The sequence below is a fragment of the Streptomyces sp. NPDC048018 genome (genome assembly GCF_043202995.1).
In the GTDB taxonomy this organism is placed as follows: Bacteria; Actinomycetota; Actinomycetes; order Streptomycetales; family Streptomycetaceae; genus Streptomyces.
In genome coordinates this window covers 277,825-300,102 of sequence record NZ_JBIDBK010000006.1, presented here as the reverse complement: position 1 = coordinate 300,102, position 22,278 = coordinate 277,825, and the positions used below count along the sequence as shown (strand labels likewise).

At 73.9% G+C, this 22,278-nt stretch carries 12 protein-coding genes; 6 read left to right on the top strand and 6 right to left on the bottom strand.

Annotated features, from left to right (window positions below; genetic code table 11):
• Positions 1-161 precede the first annotated feature (161 nt).
• The 5 genes from glgP to ACGF1Z_RS24535 form a co-directional block, all read right to left on the bottom strand.
• The gene (glgP, locus tag ACGF1Z_RS24555) at positions 162-2,717 is read right to left on the bottom strand and encodes an alpha-glucan family phosphorylase (RefSeq protein ID WP_393007394.1); all 2,556 of its coding nucleotides are present in this window, start codon (positions 2,715-2,717) and stop codon (positions 162-164) included.
• Positions 2,718-2,792: 75 nt separating this feature from the next.
• Positions 2,793-4,121, bottom strand: coding sequence for an FAD-dependent monooxygenase (locus tag ACGF1Z_RS24550; RefSeq protein ID WP_393007392.1), 1,329 nt, complete (start codon positions 4,119-4,121; stop codon positions 2,793-2,795).
• A gap of 27 nt (positions 4,122-4,148) precedes the next feature.
• Entirely contained in the window at positions 4,149-5,249 is a 1,101-nt protein-coding gene (locus ACGF1Z_RS24545) for a monodechloroaminopyrrolnitrin synthase PrnB family protein (RefSeq protein ID WP_393007390.1), read from the bottom strand.
• Positions 5,250-5,698: 449 nt separating this feature from the next.
• Complete coding sequence (locus tag ACGF1Z_RS24540) at positions 5,699-7,111, bottom strand: 4-hydroxyphenylacetate 3-hydroxylase family protein (protein WP_393007388.1); 1,413 nt, start codon at positions 7,109-7,111, stop codon at positions 5,699-5,701.
• A 339-nt stretch (positions 7,112-7,450) separates the two neighbouring features.
• On the bottom strand, positions 7,451-8,455 hold the full coding sequence (locus tag ACGF1Z_RS24535) for an AraC family transcriptional regulator (RefSeq protein WP_393007386.1): 1,005 nt from the start codon (positions 8,453-8,455) through the stop codon (positions 7,451-7,453).
• A gap of 118 nt (positions 8,456-8,573) precedes the next feature.
• On the opposite strand from ACGF1Z_RS24535, the gene ACGF1Z_RS24530 reads away from it, so the two are divergent.
• From ACGF1Z_RS24530 to glgB, 5 genes are all read left to right on the top strand, one after another.
• The gene (locus ACGF1Z_RS24530; RefSeq protein WP_393007384.1) at positions 8,574-9,503 is read left to right on the top strand and encodes an SDR family oxidoreductase; all 930 of its coding nucleotides are present in this window, start codon (positions 8,574-8,576) and stop codon (positions 9,501-9,503) included.
• A 333-nt stretch (positions 9,504-9,836) separates the two neighbouring features.
• Positions 9,837-11,831 (top strand): alpha-1,4-glucan--maltose-1-phosphate maltosyltransferase, encoded by a 1,995-nt coding sequence (locus ACGF1Z_RS24525; protein WP_393007382.1) that lies wholly within the window; start codon positions 9,837-9,839, stop codon positions 11,829-11,831.
• Complete coding sequence (treS, locus tag ACGF1Z_RS24520; protein WP_393007380.1) at positions 11,828-13,522, top strand: maltose alpha-D-glucosyltransferase; 1,695 nt, start codon at positions 11,828-11,830, stop codon at positions 13,520-13,522. The genes ACGF1Z_RS24525 and treS overlap by 4 nt, the downstream gene beginning before the upstream one ends.
• A 245-nt stretch (positions 13,523-13,767) precedes the next feature.
• Entirely contained in the window at positions 13,768-15,117 is a 1,350-nt protein-coding gene (locus ACGF1Z_RS24515) for a maltokinase (RefSeq protein ID WP_393007378.1), read from the top strand.
• Positions 15,118-15,865: 748 nt separating this feature from the next.
• A complete protein-coding gene (gene glgB / locus ACGF1Z_RS24510) occupies positions 15,866-18,148 on the top strand; it encodes a 1,4-alpha-glucan branching enzyme (RefSeq protein WP_393007376.1) in 2,283 nt (760 codons plus the stop codon).
• Here glgB and ACGF1Z_RS24505 read toward each other — a convergent pair.
• A complete protein-coding gene (locus tag ACGF1Z_RS24505) occupies positions 18,135-20,375 on the bottom strand; it encodes a HelD family protein (RefSeq protein WP_393007374.1) in 2,241 nt (746 codons plus the stop codon). The genes glgB and ACGF1Z_RS24505 overlap by 14 nt on opposite strands.
• A gap of 610 nt (positions 20,376-20,985) precedes the next feature.
• Here ACGF1Z_RS24505 and thrS point away from each other — a divergent pair.
• Entirely contained in the window at positions 20,986-22,233 is a 1,248-nt protein-coding gene (gene thrS / locus ACGF1Z_RS24500) for a threonine--tRNA ligase (protein WP_393007372.1), read from the top strand.
• The last annotated feature ends 45 nt before the right edge of the window (positions 22,234-22,278 follow it).

The window sequence follows — 22,278 nt, the reverse complement described above, 5'->3', positions numbered from 1 at the left end:
AGGGCGGCCGGGTGATCAGGGTGCTCCTCGCGGACGGCGAGGCGCGGCCGGCCGGGCGGGAGGACCGAGCAGGGCCAAACCGAGCAGGGCCGGGCACGGCCGAGGGGCGGCGGCCGCCGGAGCCGCAAGGAGCACGACGGCCGCCGCCCGCCCCGGCCCGGTCAGCGCAGCAGCACGCCGCCCTCCCCCGTCGTCTCCACCGGCAGCGCCACCAGGCCCAGTTCGGCCGGGTGGGCGAGCAGCGGATGCGTGGGCAGCACCCGGACCGTGCAGCCGAAGGGGCCCGTCCGGTCCAGCGACAGGGCGCCCGCGTACGGCAGCCCGCCCTCCAGGTCCGGCCGCCCGGCCGGCTTGAGCACGCTCGTCCGCGGGTCGAGCAACCGGTCGTCGGCGTCCACCCGGCCCGTCACGGCCTGCACCTCGACGTCCTCCGGGCCGAGCTCCCCGAGCGCCACCCGGACCCGGACCGCCGGGGTCGCGCCCAGCTCGGCGTCGGCGTCGCCCTCCAGACCGTCGCCGACCTCCACGTGGTCGACCGACACCTTGGGCCACGCCCCGCGGACCTTGGCCTTCCAGGCGGCGAGTTCACGGGCCTCGACCGGACCCAGCGCGCGGTGCGCGGCGGCCGCCGGGGCGTAGAGCCGCTCCACGTACTCACGGACCATGCGGTCGGCGAGCACCCGGGGCCCGAGATCGGTCAGGGTGCGCCGCACCATCGCCGTCCAGCCGGCCGGCACCCCGTCGGGCCCGCGGTCGTAGAAGCGGGCCGCGACCCGGCGCTCGATCAGCTCGTAGAGCGCGGCGGCCTCCAGGTCGTCGCGGCGCTCCTCGTCACGGGCGGCGGCCCCGTCGGCGGTGGGGATGGCCCAGCCGAAGTCGGGCTCGAACCACTCGTCCCACCAGCCGTCCAGGACCGACAGGTTGAGGCAGCCGTTGAGGGCGGCCTTCATCCCGCTGGTCCCGCAGGCCTCCAGCGGCCGCAGCGGGTTGTTCAGCCACACGTCGCAGCCCGGGTAGAGACCGCGCGCCATGCCCATCCCGTAGTCCGGCAGGAAGACGATGCGGTGTCGCACCCGCGGGTCGTCGGCGAACCGCACCAGCTCCTGCACGAGCCGCTTCCCGCCGTCGTCGGCCGGGTGCGCCTTGCCCGCCACGACCAGCTGCACCGGCCGTTCCGGGTGCAGCAGGAGCGCCCGCAGCCGGTCCTTGTCGCGCAGCATCAGGGTGAGCCGCTTGTACGAGGGGACACGGCGGGCGAAGCCGATGGTGAGCACGTCCGGGTCCAGGACGGAGTCGGTCCAGCCGAGCTCGGCGGCCGCGGCGCCGCGCTGCCGCCAGGAGGCCCGCAGCCGCGCCCGCACGTCCGTCACCAGGCGTTCGCGCAGGGTACGGCGCAGCTCCCACAGCTCCCGGTCGGAGGCGTCGGGAGAGAGCCGGGCGACCTCGGGGGCCGTCCAGGTGGGGGCGTGGACGCCGTTGGTGACGGAGCCGAGCGGGATCTCCTCCGGATCGAAGCCGGGCCAGAGCCCCGCGAACATGGCGCGGCTGACGGCTCCGTGGAGCGTGGAGACGCCGTTGGCCCGCTGCGCGAGCCGCAGTCCCATCGCGGCCATGTTGAACACCCCGGGCTCGCCGCCGAGCGGCGTCTCGTCGCCGAGGGCGAGGATCCGGGTGGTGTCGACGCCGGGCAGCGCGCCGTCGTCGCCGAGGTGCCGGGCGACCAGGGCCCGGTCGAAGCGGTCGATGCCGGCCGGCACGGGGGTGTGGGTGGTGAAGACCGTGCCGGCCCGTACGGCCTCCAGGGCGGCGTCGAAGTCAAGTCCGTCCCGGCCCAGTTCACGGATGCGTTCGAGGCCGAGGAAGCCGGCGTGGCCCTCGTTGGTGTGGAAGACCTCGGGCGCGGGGGTGCCGGTCAGCCGGCAGTAGGTCCGCACGGCGCGGACGCCGCCGATGCCGAGCAGCATCTCCTGGAGCAACCGGTGCTCGCTGCCGCCGCCGTAGAGCCGGTCGGTCACCTCGCGCTCGCCGGGCGCGTTCTCCTCGACGTCCGAGTCGAGCATGAGCAGCGGGACCCGGCCGACCCGGGCGATCCAGATGTGCGCGTGCAGGCTGCGACCGCCGGGCAGCGCCAGGGTGACCCGGGCGGGCCCGCCGTCGGACTCCCGGAGGAGGGAGACCGGCAGCTCGCCGGGGTCGAGGACGGGATAGTGCTCCTGCTGCCAGCCGTCGCGGGAGAGCGACTGCCGGAAGTAGCCGTGGCGGTAGAGCAGGCCGACGCCGATCAGCGGGACGCCGAGGTCGCTGGCGGCCTTGAGGTGGTCGCCGGCGAGGATGCCGAGACCGCCGGAGTACTGGGGCAGGGCGGCGGTGACGCCGAACTCGGGAGAGAAGTAGGCGATCGAGGCGGGTGGTTCGCCGGACTGCCGCTGGTACCAGCGGGGCTCGGTCAGATAGTGGTCGAGCTCCTCGGCGGCCGCCCGCAGCCGGGCCAGGAAGTCCTGGTCGGCGGCGAGCTCGGCCAGCCGTCGGGCATCGATGGCGCCGAGCGCGCGGGCGGGATCGCCGTCGGCGGCGCGCAGACCCTCGGGGTCCACGGACTCGAAGAGCGCGACGGTGGGTTCGTGCCAGGACCAGCGCAGGTTGCGCGCCAGGTCGGCGAGGGGTCGAAGGGTGTCGGGGAGGACGGGACGCACGGTGAATCGACGGATTGCCTTCACGTGTTCCACCTTCGCAGGCCGTGACGGAGCGGAGCGGAAGCACCACGCTGTGCTTCCGCGGTTCCGCCCGGGAGCCTAGGCGCCCGGGGCGCTCCCGGCCACGGCGCACGCGGGGACGTACGGAGGCCCGTAGGGGGAGCCCAGGTTGACCGTGGCCGGGTCGAACGCGCCGGTGGCGGCGTACCGTCCGGCGATCGCGGCGAGCTCCTGGGCCGGGATGACCTGGCGGATGTCGTGGAAGCCGTGCGGGGCGCGCCGGTGCGCGAGATCGATGACGACCTCGGGCCCCTGCCGCCGGTTGGCCCGCTGCAGGGCGGTGGTGACCGGCCGCCGCGCGGCCTCGTAGGCGCGCAGGGCCTCGGCCGGTTCGCGGTGCGTGGCCAGGGCGTGGGCGAGGGCGCGGGCGTCGATGACGGACTGGCTGGCCCCGTTGGAGCCGACGGGGTACATGGCGTGGGCGGCGTCGCCGATGAGGGTGGTGCGGCCGTGGCTCCACCGGTCGAGCGGCTCGCGGTCGACCATCGGGTACTCGTGGGCGGTCCCGGCGGCCCGCAGCACGTCGGTGATCCGGAGCCCGTCGAACTCCCAGCCCTCGTAGTGGCGCAGGAAGGAGTCCACGCCGACGGGCCGGTTCCAGTCGCCGAGGACGTGGCCCTCGGGGACGCCGTCGGCGGGCCGGGCGAGTGCCCAATTGACCAGGACATGACCATCGGTGGGCCGGCTCATCGGGTAGACGACGGCCTTCTGGCGGTCGTCGCCGGCGATCAGCATGAAGCGGGCGGCCGCCGCCCGCGGCATCCGGGAGACGCCGCGCCACACCAGCATGCCGTTCCACGGCGGGCGCCCCTCCCCGGGGTTGAGGGACGCGCGGACGGCCGAGCGGATGCCGTCGGCGCCGACGAGCACGTCCGGTTCGAGGGAGGCCCGCCCGGCCCGGCCGGCGACGTCGCGGTGCTCGAGCCGGAGCAGCGGCCGGCCGGCGCCCCGGGCCTCCACCCCGGTCACCCGGACCCCGGTGAGGACGGCGGCGTCGCCGAGCCGGTCCCGTACGGCGTCGCCCAGGACCTGCTGGAGGTGGGCCCGGTGCACGGACAGCTGGGGCCAGCGGTAGCCGGCGCCCAGGCCGCGCGGTTCGCGGGATATCAGCCCGCCGGAACGGTGGTAGTAGCGCAGTTCGCGGGTGCGCAGGGCCGCCCCGGACTCCAGTGCCGGGAGCAGACCGAGCGCGTCGAGTTCGCGGACGGCGCCGGGCATGAGGTTGAGCCCGGCACCGAGGGGACGGGACCGGCGGGCGGCCTCGACGACGGTGATCCGGTGGAAGCCGACGGCATGGAGGGCGAGTGCGGCCGTGAGTCCGGCGATGCCGCCGCCGGCGATCACGACGTGGGGGGTGTGGGGGGCCATGGGGTTCTCCGTGGGGACGTCGGGGACTCAGCGGACGGCGCGGCGGACCAGGGTCTCGTTGTCGCGGGTGAGGTCGAGGATCGTGCGGAGCAGGGCGACCGGGGCGCCGCCGCTGCCCTCCTCGTACCGGCGCAGCTCCTCGCGGTAGGCCTTGCGGGCGAGGGTGATGTGCCGGGCCCGGAAGGACTTGAGGATGTGCAGGACACGGCTGAGGGAGCGGGCCGAGGCGGCGAGCTCCGGGGGGAGCCGGTCGGCGCTCTCCCAGCTGATGGCGGCGGACACCTTGCTCACGGCGGAGACGCCGCCGTGGTGGCGTGCGTGGAAGGCGCGCCAGGACGGCAGGGCGTACGGGAGCGAGTCGGCCAGGAAGGCGTCGTAGGCGGGGTCCGAGCGGTCGCACTGCCACAGCGTCAGGTCGACCAGCCAGAGCGGGACCTGGGCGGCGGCGGGGCCGAGGTAGCTGCGCCCGTCGACGTCGATCTCCTCGAAGTAGGGGCGCAGGGTGCGGGCGAAGTACTCGGGGGTGACCTGCGCGACGGTGAGGTCGATGGCGTCGACGACCGTCTGGACGTGGTGGGCGGTGCGGTCGAGGGCGAGGGCGTAGCCGGGGTCGTACGGTTCGAGCCGGGCGATGCGGGCGCAGGTGTCGAGGGCGGCGACGAGCCCGGGGAAGGCCATCCGGACGGCCTCCTGGAGGTGTGACTCCATGGGGTGGCCGGTGTAGGTGCGCCGGCGGGGCCCCGGCGGGTTCCAGGCGGTGTAGTGGTGGACGGTGTCGCGGGGCACCATGTCGGTCCGCCGGCCGAGGAGTTCGAGGATCGGCAGGACCTCGGGCACGGCGGCGACGGGCTGGATGCCGTGACGTTTCAGCGAGCCGAGCAGGATGCCGAGGTCACGCATCGCCGCGAGGGCGGCGACCACGTTCCACTCGGCGGCGCGGTCGGCGTCCGGGACGAGCGCGCGCAGCGCCACCGTGAGCGCGGCGGTGTCGGCGTCCGCGTTCATCGACGGCAGGGCGGCGAGCACGCCGTCCGCACCGAGCGGGTCGGCCGCGCGTATGTCGGCCATGCGGTAGCGCGGGTCGGTGCGTTCGTCGAGTCCGGGCACGACGAGGTCGTAGAGCGTCACGGGAGCCCCCTCGGGAGAGGTAGGTGGGTGTCGGGATCGGCGGACCGTCCGGGGCGGCGGTCAGCGCGGTGCGCCCGCCCGTTCCCGGCACGGGGGCGCCGTGGCGGGGACGGGCGGGCGCGGCCGTACGGGGAGCGGCTCGCCGGCGCCGGCGAGCGCGCCGGGCCCGGGGAGCACCGCTCGGGAGCCGCGGGGAGGGGCGGCGGGGGTGGGGGTTCCGGTGGGGCCGACGGGGCCAGGGGGGCCGGTGGGGCCGGTGGTTCCGGCGGGGCCGGCGACGGCGGGGCCGGTGGGGCCGGTGGCACCTGTGGCACCTGTGGCACCTGTGACGCCTAAGACGTCTGTGGCACCTGTGGAGGTGATGACGGCGGTGGCCGGGGTCATTCCCGGGGCGGCGTCGTGGCGGGCGGGGCGCCCAGCCGGGGCGGCGCGGGAGGGGCCGGCGCCGTTCACCGGACGGTCCCGAGGTCGTAGCCGTCGAGACAGGCCCGGACGAGGGCCTCGCAGTCCTCGGCGGCGCCGGCCCAGGTCTGCATGGTGAAGTAGACGTGCGGGGCGCCCTGGGAGAGGCGCTCGTACTGCTCGTGGCGGGCGGCGAACTCGGATCCGAGCGCGTCCCAGGCCAGCTTCAGGAGCTTGATCCGCTCCTCGGCGGGGTCGGCCGGGGTGCCGGCGTACTCCCGTAACAGCGGCCCGAGTTCGGGGTGGAGCAGGTCGCCGCCGCTCGCGGGCTGCTGGCCGAGGGCGCCGCCGGCCAGCAGCCGGACGTCCCGGACGGCCCGCGGATACAGTTCGCCGGCCATGATCCGCTGGGCGAAGGAGATCTCCTGCCCGGTCCGCACCCCGCCCCGGCCGCCGTCGACCTCCTCCCAGGACGCCTCGGCGGCCAGTACGAAGGCCTTGGCCTGGGCGACCATGCCGAGCAGCCGCCCGATGGTCTGCGTGACGGCGGGCACCCGGTCGGTGCCGTTCGAACGGGCGATCAGCACGGCGAGCCCGGTGAGGAACTCCAGCTTGGTCCAGAAGCGGGTGGCCGACTGGTGCGTGAAGTTGAGGTAGGCGGGGGTCTCCCACCAGACGGCGGCGGTGGTGGCCGGGTCCCGGTAGGTGAGCACCCGCTCCCAGGGCACGAACACGTCCCGGCAGACGAGGAGCGCGTCGTTCTCGTCGAAGCGGGCCGACAGCGGCTGGTCGAACACGGAGCGGGCGCGCTGCTCGTAGGAGGCGCGGGAGATCAGCGTCAGTCCGGGCGTGTCGACCGGCACGGAGAAGGTGAGGGCCTGCTCGACGGCGTCGGGGGCGAGGGGTTCGATGGTGCCGACGAGGATCTCGTCGGCGAAGACGGCGCCGGTGCCGACGGTCTTGGCTCCGCGCACGACGATCCCGCCGTCCCGCTCGGCGACCACGCGGACGGCTCCTTCGGGGGTGTTCGTCAGCGTGAAGGCGCAGTGCAGATCGCCCTCGGCGAGGCGGCGGTGCAGGGCGAGCGCGTGCTCCGCGCCGTCGAAGCCGCCGCCGGTGAACACCCCGGGCCGGGCGGCGAAGCCGGCCGCACCGGAGGCCATGTGGTCGGGGGTCCGGCCGAGGAATCCGTAACTCGCCTCCGCCCCCACCTTGTACGCCCGCCGCCGGGCGACCAGGTCCTCGTACGAGCGGGGCACGGCGTACGCCCGGTGCGCACCGTCCTTCCGCAGGACGGGACGGAGCGCCGGATCGGCGGCGAGGTCGAGGAGCCGGGCGAAGGAGGCCGCCGCGGACCGGAAGGCGGGGTGGGCGGTGACGTCCTTCACGCGCTCGCCGTCGAGCCAGATCTCCCGCCCGTCGCGCAAGGCCTCCAGATACTCCTGCCCGGACCTCGTCACCGGTGTATCGCCTCTCCTCGGGGGTGCCGCGGGCTCCCGCACCCGTCGTGCGTGGGGGGACGCCGCGGCCGTGCCGCTCCGAGCCTCCACGGGCCCGCCCCCCGGCACAATGAACGACCGTCCAGACCTCCTTAAGAACCGGCCAGCCCGGCGGTCCTCGTCCGCACGCCGCCGCCGGGCCCGCGGACCCTCCACCGGCACCCCGCCGGGCGGCCCGCTTCCGCCTTCCGGGCCCCGCAGGGACGCACGGCCCGCCGGGCGGCCCGCTTCCGCCTCCCGGGCCCCGCAGGGGACGCACGGCCCGGCGGGCCGGACCACGCGCGGTACGCCCGGACCCCGTCAGGCGGCGCTGGCGACCCCCGTCCGGTACTCCCCCGGCGTCATCCCGAACCACTTGCGGAAGGCGAGGTGGAAGCCGACCGCGCTCTGGTAGCCGACGCGGGGCGGGACCGAGGACTGGGGGAGGCCGGTCTCGGTGAGGAGGCGGGCGGCCTCCTGCATGCGGCGGGCGGTGAGGTGGCGGGCCGGGGACTCGCCGACGAGTTCCCGGAAGGCGGCGGTGAAGGCGGAGCGGGACATGCCGACCTCGCGGGCCAGGGAGTCGATGGTCCACTGTTCGGTGAACCGGGTCGCGATCATCACCAGGGCGCGGCTGATGCCGGGGTGACGCAGCACCGGCAGGGCGGCCGGGTTGTCGGCGAGTTCGCACAGGAGCGGGCGGAGCGCGAGGACGAGGGCCATCTCGAAGGCGCGCAGGGTGATGAGCCGGTCGCCGGGGCCGATGGGCCGGTCGGTGGAGGCCAGCAGCCGCAGGGTGTCGCGGAGCAGGGGTTCGCGGTCGACCTGGGCGCCGTCGAGGACGAGGGCCCAGGGCAGCGAGCGGTAGAGGCCGCTGGCGGCGCTGGCGTCGTAGTGCAGCCCGGCGCACAGCAGGCGGCTCTCGGCCCCGGTTCCGTCGATGCGTATCTCGCCGGAGGTGCCGGGCCGGCGTTCCGGCAGCACGGCCTTGAGCGGCAGGCCCTGCCGCTCGGGGCGGTCGGAGAGCCGGTGCGCCGTGCCGGTGGGGAAGACGATGAGGTCCCCGGCGCGCAGTTCGATCGGTGTCTGGTCGTCGCCGGTGATCCAGCAGCCGCCCTCGACGATGTAGTGGAGGACGGCGCAGCCCTCCTCGGCGTCCCCCTCGATGGCCCAGGGGGCGCTGACGTGCCATCGGCTGTCGAAGACGCCGGTGAGGCGGAGCGGTTTGAGGAGCTCGCTCAGGAGGTCCTCGTGCTCGTCCTCCGGCCGGCCTCCCGCGCCCGGCTCCGTACGACGGTCAGTGCCCTGGGTACCCACGATGTCCATGGACGATCCTTCAACTTCCGCCCCTGTTTGTTAATTGAACGGATGAAGCCGTCGCCACCAGCCTGGAACGACAGCCGGAAGGCGGCGGTCACAGCCTATCGAAGGGCCTCATCGACACATGTCCAGTCAGAATCCGATGCGGGTGGCGGTCGTGGGGGCGACCGGGTTCCAGGGGGGTGCCGTGGCCCGGCTGCTCGTGGAGCGGCACCACCGGGTACGCACTCTGACCCGCCGCCCGGAGGGCGACCGCCCGCCGCTGCCGGGGGCCGAGTTCGTGCCGGGCGAGCTGGCGGCGCCGATGGACGTGCGACGCCTGTTCGAGGGAATCACCCACGCGTTCGTGACGATGCCGCTGGTGTACGAGCCGGGGCGGGTGGCCGCCTACGCGGAGAACATCGCCCGGGCGGCGCGCGAGGCCGGCGTCCGGCGGCTCGTGTTCAACACCAACACGCGGCTGCCGCAGGGCCCGACGTCCGTCCCGGCCTTCGAGACCCGGCGGATCGCCGAGGAGGTGCTCCGGGAGAGCGGGCTGCCGCTGGTGGTCGTCCGGCCGCCGGTCTACCTGGACAACCTGTTCTCGCCGTGGAACGGTCCCGGCCTCGTCAACGAGGGCGTGCTGGCCTATCCGCTGGCGGCGGCCGCGCCCACCGCGTGGATCTCGCACCGGGACCTCGCGGAGGCCGCGTACGCGGCGCTGACCCGGGACGGCCTGGAGGGGCGCACCTTCGACATCGGCGGCGCGCTCTCGCTGACCGGCGCCGATCTGGCGGCGGCGTTCGGGCGGGGCCTGGGGCGCGCCGTGCGCTATGTGCCGCTGCGGCCGGAGCTGTTCGAGCGGGCGGTGGCCCGGCTGCTCGGTCCGGAGACCGCGGCCGGGGTGGCCGGGATCTACCACTACATGGCGACCGGCGACGACCCGCTGCTGATGGCGGGCGACGACGGGGTGTCGGCGGACGCCCTCGGGCTGACGCCGGCGCCGGTGGAGGAGTGGGTGACCCGTCAGCCCTGGCAGGTGTGGTCGAGCGACACGGAGGAGCAGCCCGCCTGAACACCTCCCGCACGAAGGCCTCCTGGGTCCGGAGCCACGGACCGGCCCGGGGGGAACCGGCCCCGTCCCACAAGGACGGGGCCGATTTCTTGTCCGGGAGATGTTCTTGCCTGTGCGGCTACGCCCTAGTAGTTAACAAAGCGCCGGATTGCCCACCCGAAAACGGGGGGAAGGCTCCTTCTCGTACCCCTCCGTACCCGATGCAGCCCCGCCATCCGAGTGAACGTGTACCGGAGCGGCCATGCCCCCGACCCACCGGCCGTCGACGGAGCTAGAAAGAGCGCACACCACCCGCACCCTCGCTGACCCTCAGGTGATGCCGTGAATCCGCTCATGGGACGTATCCCCGTACTGGACGTCCGCCCCCTGGTCGACTGTGGCCGCCGCCCCGCCAAGGCGGTGGTGGGCGAGACCTTCGAGGTCACGGCCACCGTCTTCCGGGAGGGGCACGACGCCGTCGCCGCCAATGTCGTCCTGCGCGGCCCGTCCGGCCGGCCCGGCCCCTGGATCCCGATGCGGGAGCTGGCGCCCGGCACCGATCGCTGGGGCGCCGAGGTCACCCCCGACGCCGAGGGCCTGTGGACGTACACGGTCGAGGCCTGGAGCGACCCGCTCGCCACCTGGCGGCACGTCGCGAAGATCAAGATTCCGGCCGGCATCGACTCCGAACTCGTCCTGGCCGAGGGCGCGGAGCTGCACGAGCGGGCCGCGAAGGGCGTGCCGAAGAAGGGCGGCGGCCGGGAGGCCGTGCTCGCCGTCGCGGACGCGCTGCGCGACGAGTCCCGGCCGGCCGCGGTCCGGCTCGCGGCGGCACTCGCGCCCCGGGTCCTGGACGTCCTGGCGGCCCATCCGCTGCGCGAGCTGGTGAGCGCCTCGCCCAAGCTGCCGCTGCGGGTGGAACGGGAGCGGGCGCTGTTCGGCTCCTGGTACGAGTTCTTCCCGCGCTCCGAGGGCGTCCGGAAGGTCCGCGGCCGGACCCGGCCCGGCACCTTCCGGACGGCGGCGGAGCGGCTTCCGGCCATCGCCGCCATGGGCTTCGACGTCGTGTACCTGCCGCCGATCCACCCCATCGGCGTGACCCACCGCAAGGGCCCCAACAACTCGCTGTCGGCGAGCCCGGAGGACGTGGGCGTGCCGTGGGCGATCGGCTCGCCGGAGGGCGGGCACGACGCGGTCCACCCGGACCTGGGCACCCTGGAGGACTTCGACGCCTTCGTGGCGCGGGCCCGCGAGCTGCGCCTGGAGATCGCCCTGGACTTCGCGCTGCAGTGCTCGCCGGACCACCCGTGGGTGGAGAAGCACCCGGAGTGGTTCGCCCGGCGCCCGGACGGCTCGATCGCCTACGCCGAGAACCCGCCGAAGAAGTACCAGGACATCTATCCGATCGCGTTCGACAACGCCCCGGACACCATGGACCAGATCGTCGCGGAGACCGTCCGGGTGCTGCGGCACTGGATGGCCCACGGGGTGCGCATCTTCCGCGTGGACAACCCGCACACCAAGCCGGTGGTGTTCTGGGAGCGGGTGATCGGGGAGGTCAACCGGGCCGACCCGGACGTGATCTTCCTGGCGGAGGCGTTCACCCGCCCGGCGATGATGCACACCCTCGGCGCCGTCGGCTTCCAGCAGTCCTACACGTACTTCACCTGGCGCAACACCAAGCACGAGATCACGGAGTACCTCACCGAGCTGTCCGGGGACGCGGCAGCCCACATGCGGCCCAACCTCTTCGTGAACACTCCGGACATCCTCCACGCCTACCTGCAGAACGGCGGCCGCCCGGCCTTCGAGGTGCGCGCGGTGCTCGCCGCCACCCTGTCCCCCAGCTGGGGCATGTACGCCGGCTACGAGCTGTGCGAGGGCACCGCGCTGCGGGACGGCAGCGAGGAGTACCTGGACTCCGAGAAGTACCAACTCCGCCCGCGGGACTGGGAGTCGGCCGAGCGCTCGGGCGCCTCGATCGCCCCGCTGATCACCACGCTGAACCGGATCAGGCGCCGTCACCCGGCCCTGCGACGGCTGCGGAACCTGACCTTCCACCAGACCGACAACGACGCGGTGATCGCGTACAGCAAGCGGTCGGGGCCGAACACCGTCCTGGTGGTCGCCAACCTCGATCCCCACCACACCCAGGAGGCCACGGTCTCGTTGAACATGCCGGAACTCGGCCTCGGCTGGCACGAGACCGTACCGGTGCGCGACGAGCTCACCGGCGAGACCTATCACTGGGGCAGGTCGAACTACGTGCGCCTCGAGCCGGGTGTCACACCCGCGCACGTGCTCGCCCTGCGACCGTCCCCGCAGACCGGAGGGTCACCCACAAAATGACAGTCAACGAGCCCGTCCCCGACACCTTCGAGGACACCCCCGCCAAGGACCGCGATCCCGAGTGGTTCAAGCGGGCGGTCTTCTACGAGGTCCTGGTCCGTTCCTTCCAGGACAGCAACGGTGACGGAATCGGCGACCTGAAGGGCATCACGTCCCGCCTGGACTACCTCCAGTGGCTGGGCGTGGACTGCCTCTGGCTGCCGCCGTTCTTCAAGTCCCCCCTGCGGGACGGCGGCTACGACGTCGCCGACTACACCTCCGTGCTGCCCGAGTTCGGGGATCTCGCCGACTTCGTGGAGTTCGTGGACGCGGCGCACGCGCGCGGGATGCGCGTGATCATCGACTTCGTCATGAACCACACGAGCGACGCCCATCCGTGGTTCCAGGAGTCGCGCAGCGATCCGGACGGGCCGTACGGCGACTACTACGTCTGGGCCGACGACGACAAGCAGTACCCGGACGCCCGGATCATCTTCGTCGACACCGAGACGTCCAACTGGACCTTCGACCCGGTCCGCAAGCAGTACTTCTGGCACCGCTTCTTCTCGCACCAGCCCGACCTCAACTACGAGAACCCGAAGGTGCAGGAGGAGATCCTCTCCTCCCTCCGCTTCTGGCTGGACCTGGGCATCGACGGCTTCCGCCTCGACGCCGTGCCGTACCTCTACCAGGAGGAGGGCACCAACTGCGAGAACCTGCCGGCCACCCACGCCTTCCTCAGGAAGGTCCGCCGGGAGATCGACGAGCACTACCCGGACCGGGTGCTGCTCGCCGAGGCCAACCAGTGGCCGGAGGACGTCGTCGACTACTTCGGCGACTTCCGCTCGGGCGGCGACGAGTGCCACATGGCCTTCCACTTCCCGGTGATGCCGCGGATCTTCATGGCCGTCCGCCGGGAGTCCCGGTACCCGGTCTCCGAGATCCTCGCCAAGACCCCGGAGATCCCCTCCGGCTGCCAGTGGGGCATCTTCCTGCGCAACCACGACGAGCTCACCCTCGAGATGGTCACGGACGAAGAGCGCGACTACATGTACGCCGAGTACGCCAAGGACCCGCGGATGCGGGCCAACATCGGCATCCGGCGGCGGCTCGCCCCGCTCCTCGACAACGACCGCAACCAGATGGAGCTGTTCACCGCCCTGCTCTTCTCGCTGCCGGGCTCCCCGGTGCTCTACTACGGCGACGAGATCGGCATGGGCGACAACATCTGGCTCGGCGACCGGGACGGGGTGCGCACCCCGATGCAGTGGACCCCGGACCGCAACGCGGGCTTCTCCTCCTGCGATCCGGGGCGGCTCTACCTGCCGGCCATCATGGACCCGGTCCACGGCTACCAGGTGACCAACGTGGAGGCGGGGATGGCCTCGCCGTCCTCGCTGCTGCACTGGACGAAGCGGATGATCGAGATCCGCAAGCAGAACCGCGCCTTCGGGACGGGCTCGTACACGGAACTCCCGTCGTCGAACCCGGCGGTGCTCGCCTTTCTCCGGGAGGACGGCGACGACCAGGTGCTGTGCGTGAACAACTTCTCCCGGTTCGCGCAACCGACCGAGCTGGACCTGCGCCGCTTCGACGGGGTCAAGCCGGTGGAGCTGATCGGCGGGGTGCAGTTCCCGGCGATCGGACAGTGGCCGTATCTGCTCACGCTGGCCGGTCACGGTTTCTACTGGTTCCGCCTCAAGCGTTCCTGAAGTACCGTCAATTGAGTGTGTGGGGCGGTTTCCCCCGCCCCACACCGGGAACTGTGTCTCTCACACGATTCACGTGACTTCAGGTCAGCTCAGGTCCATACGGGCCTTCTTGCCGGGCCCATACGGATCTTCCCCGTCCGACACGTCCCGCACAGCCGGACAGCCGAAGCCGCCATCCGGGACACTCTGCGCATTTGAACGCATACGAACTCCCATTGCGCACCCCGGGGAAAGGACGCGATGCCATGCCGGAGACCGCATCCACCACCCGGGCCCCGGACGCCCTCCTCCCGTCGCTCACGCCCCTGCTCCACACCTGGCTGCCCCGGCAGCGCTGGTTCGCGGGCAAGGGCCGCCGGGTCACCGGATTCACCCTGGAAGCGGCCACCGAGCTGCTGCCGCTGGACGGCGCCGGACCCGGGCTCCTCCACCTGCTCGTACGGGTCGAACAGCCCAGCCGGCCGTCCGGGACACCCGCCGACTGCTACCAGTTGCTCCTCGGCGTACGGACCCAGCTGCCACCACGCCTCGCCCCGGCCCTGATCGGCCGCATCCGCCAGGGACCGCTCGCCGGCCGCGCGGTCTACGAGGGCCTGCGCGATCCGCGGCTCGCCGGACTGCTCTACGAGCGGCTGCGCAGCCCCGGCCGGACCGGCCCGCTGCGCTTCCACGCCACGGCGCCGCTGCCACCCGCCCTGGCCCCCCGGATGCTGGACGCCGAGCAGTCCAACTCGTCGCTGGTCTACGGAGATTCGTTCATCCTGAAGATCTTCCGGCGGGTCAGCCCGGGCGCCAACCCGGACCTGGAGCTGCCCCTCGCCCTCTCCCGGGCGGGCTGCGAGCGGGTCCCGGCGCCCGTCGCCTGGTTCGAGAGCGGCACCGCGACGCTCGGCGTCCTCCAGCCCTACCTCCGCGACTCGCGGGACGGCTGGCGGCTGGCGCTCGACGCGCTCGCCGACGGGCGGGAGTTCACCACCGAGGCCCGGGCGCTCGGCCGGGCCACCGCCGAGGTGCACCTCGCGCTCGCGACCGCCCTGCCGACCGAGCGGCTGCGGCCGGAGGGTGCCCGGCACGTGGCCGCCGCCATGGACGCGCGGCTGCACGCCGCCGCCCAGGCCGTCCCGGCGCTGCTGCCGCACGTGCCGGGCCTGCGGGCCGTGTTCGCGGCGGCCGGGGACTCGCTCGGCGCGGGGCACCTCCAGCGCATCCACGGCGACCTGCACCTGGGCCAGACCCTCCGGGGCTCCGACGGCGCGTGGGCGGTGATCGACTTCGAGGGCGAGCCGGCGAAGTCGCTGGACGAGCGGCGCAGCGCGCAGCCGCCGGTCCGCGACATCGCCGGCATGCTGCGCTCCTTCGACTACGCGGCCCGCACCCACCGCCCCTGGAACGCCGCCTGGGCGGCCCGCTGCCGCGCCGCCTACTGCGCCGGCTACGCGGAGGCCTCCGGTACGGATCCGCGGGACCATCCGGCGCTCCTGCGCGCCTACGAGACCGACAAGGCGGTCTACGAGGTCGTGTACGAGGCGCGCCATCGGCCGGACTGGCTGCCGGTCCCGATGGCCGCCATCGAACGCCTGGCGGGCACGCAGTGACCCCACCCCGGATCCCACGCCCACCCCCGCCGGCCCCCACCCGCCCCGCCCCGGCGGAACCCACGGCCCACCCCACCCCGCCCACCGCGAGGCACACCGGCCGGGCCCCGGCAGGCATCGACCCCGCCGCGACCACGCCCCGCCCCACCCCGGGGCGCCCCGCCCGGCGCACTGCGAGGCGTGGCGCCCCGACCGGGGCAGGCACCCGCCCCGCGGCGGGCATCGGCCCCGCCGCGACCACGCCCCGCCCCACCCCGGGGCGCCCCGCCCGCCGCGCCGTGGGGCCGGCGGCCCGCCCCGTTGTGGGCAGTCGTTCCGCCGGGGCGGAACGGGTGGGCACAACGGAACACGGCGCCTGCCGCGCCCAGGCTCCCCGCGCCCCGGCCCCCGCCACGACGGCGCGGAACCGTCGTGGCGGCGGGAACGGACGGGGCGCGCAGGCCCCCGCGGACGTGCCGTCGCGTGCACCCGCCCAACGGAACGACCGAACACCCGTACGGACCGGCGGGGTCGGCCGCGCTCGGGCCCAGGGGGCCGCGTCGTGCCCCCGCTCCGTGGCCGGGGGCGGGGACGGCCCCGTTCGGAGCAGTCCCGGCCGGAGGCCCGGTCGCGGGGCCTGCGCGCCCCGCGACGCAGCCCGTTCGGCCGAGTGTCCCGCGCGGTCCGCGCCGCGTTGCGCTTGCGTGGGAACCGCCGGGCCCGACGCCCCGCATCCCTACCCGCTCACACCCCTCCAGGAGGCATTCCGGTGACCGCCCGATCCGCAGGCAGGACCGCCCGCAAGCCGAAGACGCCCGCGCCCCGCGCCGAGGTCGTACCGGATCGGGCCGCCGTACGGAAGGCGCCCCCGCTCGACCCCGGCGACCGGGCCCGGCTGCTCGCCGGTGAGCACCACGACCCGCACGGACTGCTCGGCGCGCACCCCGTGAAGGGCGGAGTCGTCGTCCGGGTGCTGCGCCCGTGGGCCAAGGGCGTGGCCGTCCTGCTGCCCAAGGGGCGCCGGGTCGACCTGCACGACGAGGGCGACGGCCTGTTCACCGGCCTCGTCCCGCTGCTGCGCAAGGTCCCCGCGTACGAGCTCCGCGTCCGCTACGACGCCGGCGAGCTGGCCGTCGAGGACCCGTACCGCTTCCTGCCCGCGCTGGGCGAGCTCGACCTGCACCTGATCGGGGAGGGCCGGCACGAGGAGCTGTGGACGGCGCTCGGGGCGCGGGTCATGACCCATCAGGGCGTGGCCGGGACCCGCTTCACCGTGTGGGCGCCGAACGCCCGCGGCGTCCGCGTCACCGGTGACTGGACCTACTGGGACGGCAGCGCCCTCCCGATGCGCTCGCTGGGTTCGACGGGCGTGTGGGAGCTGTTCGTGCCGGGCGTCGGCGAGGGCGCGCTCTATAAGTTCGACATCGCCCGCCCGGACGGCTCGCACACCCTCCGCGCCGACCCGATGGCCCGCCGCGCCGAGGTCCCGCCGAACACCGCCTCGGTGGTGACGGCCGACCACCACGTGTGGCAGGACGAGGAGTGGATGGCCCGGCGCGGGGCGCGCCCGCACCACGAGGCGCCGCTCTCCGTCTACGAGGTGCATCTGCCGTCCTGGCGGCCCGGCCTGACGTACCGGCAGCTCGCCGAGCAGCTCCCCGCGTACGTCGCCGATCTCGGCTTCACGCACGTGGAGTTCATGGCCGTCGCCGAGCACCCCTTCCACGGCTCCTGGGGCTACCAGGTCACCGGCTTCTACGCGCCGACCTCCCGCATGGGCACCCCGGACGACTTCCGGTTCCTGGTGGACGCGCTGCACCGGGCCGGGATCGGCGTCCTGATGGACTGGGTGCCGGCGCACTTCCCGCGCGACGACTGGGCGCTGGCCGAGTTCGACGGGCGTCCGCTCTACGAGCACGAGGATCCGCGCCGCTCGGCCCACCCCGACTGGGGGACGCTGGAGTTCGACTACGGCCGCAAGGAGGTGCGGAACTTCCTGGTCGCCAACGCCGTGTACTGGTGCGAGCAGTTCCATGTCGACGGCCTGCGCGTGGACGCGGTCGCCTCGATGCTCTACCTGGACTACTCGCGGGAGCACGGCGAGTGGCTGCCGAACGAGTTCGGCGGGCGCGAGAACCTGGACGCGGTGGCCTTCCTCCAGGAGATGAACGCCACGGTCTACCGGCGCTGCCCTGGCGTCGTGACCTTCGCCGAGGAGTCCACCGCCTGGGACGGGGTGACCCGGCCGACCGACCAGGTGGGCCCGGGCGGTTTCGGCGGGCTCGGCTTCGGCATGAAGTGGAACATGGGCTGGATGCACGACTCCCTCGGCTACGTCGGGAAGGAGCCGGTGCACCGCAAGTACCACCACCACGAGATGACCTTCTCGATGGTGTACGCGTACAGCGAGAACTACATCCTGCCCATCTCCCACGACGAGGTCGTGCACGGCAAGCGGGCCCTCGTGTCGAAGATGCCCGGCGACTGGTGGCAGCAGCGGGCCAACCACCGTGCGTACCTGGGCTTCATGTGGGCCCACCCGGGCAAGCAGCTCCTCTTCATGGGACAGGAGTTCGCACAGGGCGGGGAGTGGTCGGCCGACCACGGCCCGGACTGGTGGCTGCTCGACCCGTCGTACGGCGCGGAGGCCGACCACCGGGGTGTGCGTGACCTGGTGCGCGACCTGAACACGGTCTACGCGGCGACGCCGTCGCTGTGGGAGCGCGACACCTCCCCCGAGGGCTTCCAGTGGGTCGTCGGCGACGCGGCGGAGGACAACGTCTTCGCCTTCCTCCGCTTCGACGCGACCGGCTCCCCGCTCCTCGCGGTCTGCAACTTCTCCCCGGTGGTGCGGCACGACTACCGGCTGGGCGTGCCGGAGGCCTTCGCCGCCTGGGCGGAGGTCCTGAACACGGACGCCGCCCGGTACGGGGGCGGCGACGTGGTGGGCACCGACCCGGTGAAGACCGAGTCGGTGCCCTGCCACGGGCGGCCGGCGAGCGTCCGGATGACGCTGCCGCCGCTCGCCACCGTGTGGCTCAGGCCCGCCTGATGACGCCGAGCCGCTGAGTGGCCCGGGTCAGCGCCACGTACAGGTCGTTGATGCCGTGCGTGGCGCCGGCCCGGATGCCGTCGGGGTCGACGACCAGGACCGTGTCGAACTCGAGCCCCTTCGCCTGACGCGGGCCGAGCAGCACGACCGGGCTCGTCAGGTCGGGCTTCGGCCCGTACGCCGCGTCGGGGAGGGCGGCGATCAGCTCGGGGTGCAGCTCCTCGGGCGCGATGACGGCGAGCCGTCCCTGGGGGCGCAGTTCGGCGGCGACCGCGTCGGCGGTCTCCTTGACCGGGTCCTCGGCCGTGCGGTGCCAGGGCTCGACGCCGGTGGAGCGGACCGAGCTCGGCGGCTCGAAGCCGGGGTCGGCGGCCCGGCGCACCTCGGCGGCGACGGCCATGATCTCGGCCGGGGTCCGGTAGTTGACGCCGAGTCGCACGAGCTCCCAGCGGTCCTCCACGTACGGAGCGAGGATCTCCTGCCAGGTGCCCACGCCGGCCGGGTCGCCGGTCTGCGCCGGGTCTCCGACCAGGGTCATGGAGCGGGTGGGGCTGCGGCGCATGAGCAGCCGCCACATCATCGCGGACAGCTCCTGCGCCTCGTCCACGATGATGTGGCCGAAGGCCCAGGTGCGGTCGGCGGCGGCGCGCTCGGCGGCGCTGCGGTGGTCGGCCTCCTCGTGCCGCTCGGCGAAGCGCTCGGCGTCGATGATGTCGTGCGCGGACAGCACCTCGGAGGCGTCCTTGTCGAGCTCCTCCTTGTCCTCGAACTCGTAGGTCCGCGAGGCGTACGAGACGTCGAGGACGCCCTGCGCGTACTGGATCTGCTTCTGCCGTTCGGCCTCCTGGGCGGCCCGGGCGGCGGAGTCGTCCTCGCCGAGGAGCTCGGCCGCCTCGTCCAGGAGCGGCACGTCGCCGGGGGTCCAGGGCGCGCCGGCGGGCCGCCGGATGGCCGCCAGGTCCGCCTCGTCGTCGAGGTGGGTGGGGTCGGCGAGGTAGTCCGCGAGGAAGTCCTGCGGGGTGAGCGGCGGCCAGAGGGTGTCCAGGGCGGCGTGCACCTCGGGGTTGGCGGCGACGCCCTTGGCGAGCAGGGCGCGGTCGTCGGGGCCGAGGAAGTTGGGGCCGCCGTACGGGTCGGCGCCGATCCGGTCCGCGAGCTGCTCGGCGAGCGCGTCGAGGACGTGGAAGACGAAGTAGGGGCGGGCCAGGTTGTGCGGGAGGAACGTCTCCCGGGCCTTGTGCCGTGCCTCCAGGGCCGTGTCCCAGTCGATGACCAGGTCGCCGTCCTCGTGCGGCACGACCAGCGGCTCGCCGCGCTCGGGCACCTGCTGGCGGTCGGCGACGGCGCGCGCCAGTGCCACGGCCATCCGCGCCGAGCCCTTGACCGCGGCGGCGCGGGGGGTGTCGGTGCCGGTGGCGTGGACGCCGGGGAAGAGCTCGCCGGGGGTGGCGAGCAGGACGCCGGTCTCGCCGAGGGAGGGCAGGACGTTGCCGATGTAGCCGAGGAAGGCCGGGTTGGGGCCGACGATGAGGACGGCGCGCCGGGCGAGCTGCTCTCGGTGGGCATAGAGCAGATAGGCGGCGCGGTGCAGGGCGACGGCGGTCTTGCCGGTGCCGGGCCCGCCCTCGACGACGAGGACGCCGCGGTGCGGGGAGCGGATGATGGCGTCCTGCTCGGCCTGGATGGTCTGGACGATGTCGTGCATGCGGCCGGTGCGGGCGGCGTCGAGGGCGGCGAGCAGGACCTCGTCGGCGTCGCGGTTCTCGTGGCCGGTGCGGGTGGCGTCGGCGAGGTCGAGGACCTCGTCGTGGAGGGAGACGACCTCGCGGCCCTGGGTGGTGATGTGCCGGCGGCGGCGGAGCCCCATGGGCTCGTAGCCGGTGGCGAGGTAGAAGGGCCGGGCGACCTCGGCGCGCCAGTCGACGACGAGCGGGGTGCGGTCGGGGTCGTCGCGGCGGATGCCGATCCGGCCGATGTGGTGGTCGCGGCCGTCCTGGAAGACGAGCCGGCCGAAGCAGAGTCCGGTCTCCCCCGCGTTGAGGGCGGAGAGCAGCCCGGACTGTTCGGCCACGAGGACGTCGCGTTCCAGGCGTGCCTGGGCACTGCCGGCTCCGGGGGTGGCGAGGGCGGCCTCGACCCCGGCCTCGGCCTCGTCCCTCAGGTGGTCGAGTCGCGTGTAGAGCTCGGTGATGAATCTCTGCTCTTTCCGAAATTCTTCGGTTGACAATTCGACTCCCGGCGCGATACAGTGCGTTTAGTGAACTTCCCGTGACTCCGCTATGCCCAGGCACGGAATCCACGAATATACGTGAAACACCACCCCGGCTGTCAATTCTAGTCCGGGGTTTTTTCATGCCCGGGGGAAAGCGACCCGTCCGGCCTCGCCACGCGTCCCGCCGCGCCTCCCGCGCCACCCGCTCCGACCTGCGCTTCGCCGGCCCCGGCACGCCTGACGCCGCGCCGACGGCACGGCAAGAGCCCGCTCCCTCCGGCGCCACCCGGACCTCGCCCGAATCACGGCGGCCGCCCACGGGACCCGCCGTCGGTGGACACGGAATTCCCCGCCCGCGGTGGTGAGGTCGGCGGTCAGGGCGGCGGCCGCGATCCGGAGCGGAACTCCCGCGCCGCAAAGGACCCGCCGCCCCGATAATCCCGCGCACGACCTCCGCACCCTTGCTACCGTCTGCCGCATGAAGCGCGCTGCCGTCATCACGACGACGCCGGAGAGGGTCCCGGCGCGCTGACAGCTGTCTGTGTCCGAAGCCCCGGGGCGAGTGCCCCGGGGCTTCGTCGTACCGGCCGCGCACTCGCTCCTCCCCGCACCCCGAGGAGTGACCATGAACGCCGAGCACCCCGCCGACCACCGCAGACTGGGCCGTGAGCTCGACCTGTTCGACACCGATCCGCTCATCGGCGCCGGACTGCCGTACTGGCTGCCCGACGGCGCCGTCGTGCGGCACGTGCTGGAGGAGTACGTCCGCGACGCCGAGCGGCGCGCCGGGTACCGGCACGTGTACTCGCCCGTGCTCGCCAAACGGGAGCTGTACGAGATCTCCGGGCACTGGGCGCACTACAGCGACGACATGTTCCCGCCCATGGAGCTCGGCGGCGAGCCGTTCGTGCTGCGGCCGAGCCTCTGTCCGCACCACGCCGTCATCTTCCGCTCACGCCCGCACAGCTACCGCGAACTGCCCCTCCGCATGGCCGAGTTGGGTGGCATGTTCCGCTCCGAACTCTCCGGTGTGCTCGGTGGCCTCACCCGGGTCCGGGCCATCCAGCTCAACGACGCCCACATCTTCTGCACCCTCGACCAGGTCGCCGGGGAGGCCGCGGGCGCCCTCGACCTGATCCGGAAGGCGCACACCGCGCTGGGCATCGAGCCGGTGCGCTACCGCCTCTCGCTGCCCGGCCCCGGCGGCAAGTACGTCGCGGCCCCCGAGAAGTGGGAGCGGTCGATCGCGCTGCTCCGCGAGGTCCTGGACGCCTCGGGGCTCGCCTACGAGGAGGCCGGGGGCGAGGCCGCGTTCTACGGGCCCAAGATCGATGTGCAGGTCGCCGACCCGGCGGGCCGGGAGTCGACCCTCTCCACCGTGCAGGTCGACTTCCACCAGCCCGAGCGGTTCGACCTGCACTACACCGGCGCCGACGGCGCCAGGCACCGGCCCGTCATGATCCACCGCTCCGTCATCGGCAGTGTGGAGCGGGCCGTCGCCCACCTCGTCGAACACCACGCCGGCGCCTTCCCCGCGTGGCTCGCCCCGGTGCAGCTCGCCGTCCTGCCGGTCTCGGACAGCGAGTACGAGGCCGCCGCCCGCCTCGCCGACCGCTGCGCCGGACTCGGCCTGCGCGCCGAGGTCCTCGGTCCGGAGCGCGGCAGCCTGGGCGCCCGCGTCCGCGAGGCCCGCCTCGTCCCGTACCAGGCCGTCATCGGCGGCAGGGAGTCCGCCACCGGCCACGTCTCCGTCCGCCTCCGCGACGGCCGCCGCCCGGCACCCCTGCCGGCGGCGGATCTCCTCGACCGGATCGCGGCCTCGGTGGCGGCGCACACCACCGAGCTGTGGGACGACCGGGCCGTGCCCGCCTGACCGGACCGACGCGAGCCGGCCGGCCCGGTCCACGGCGTCCCGGGG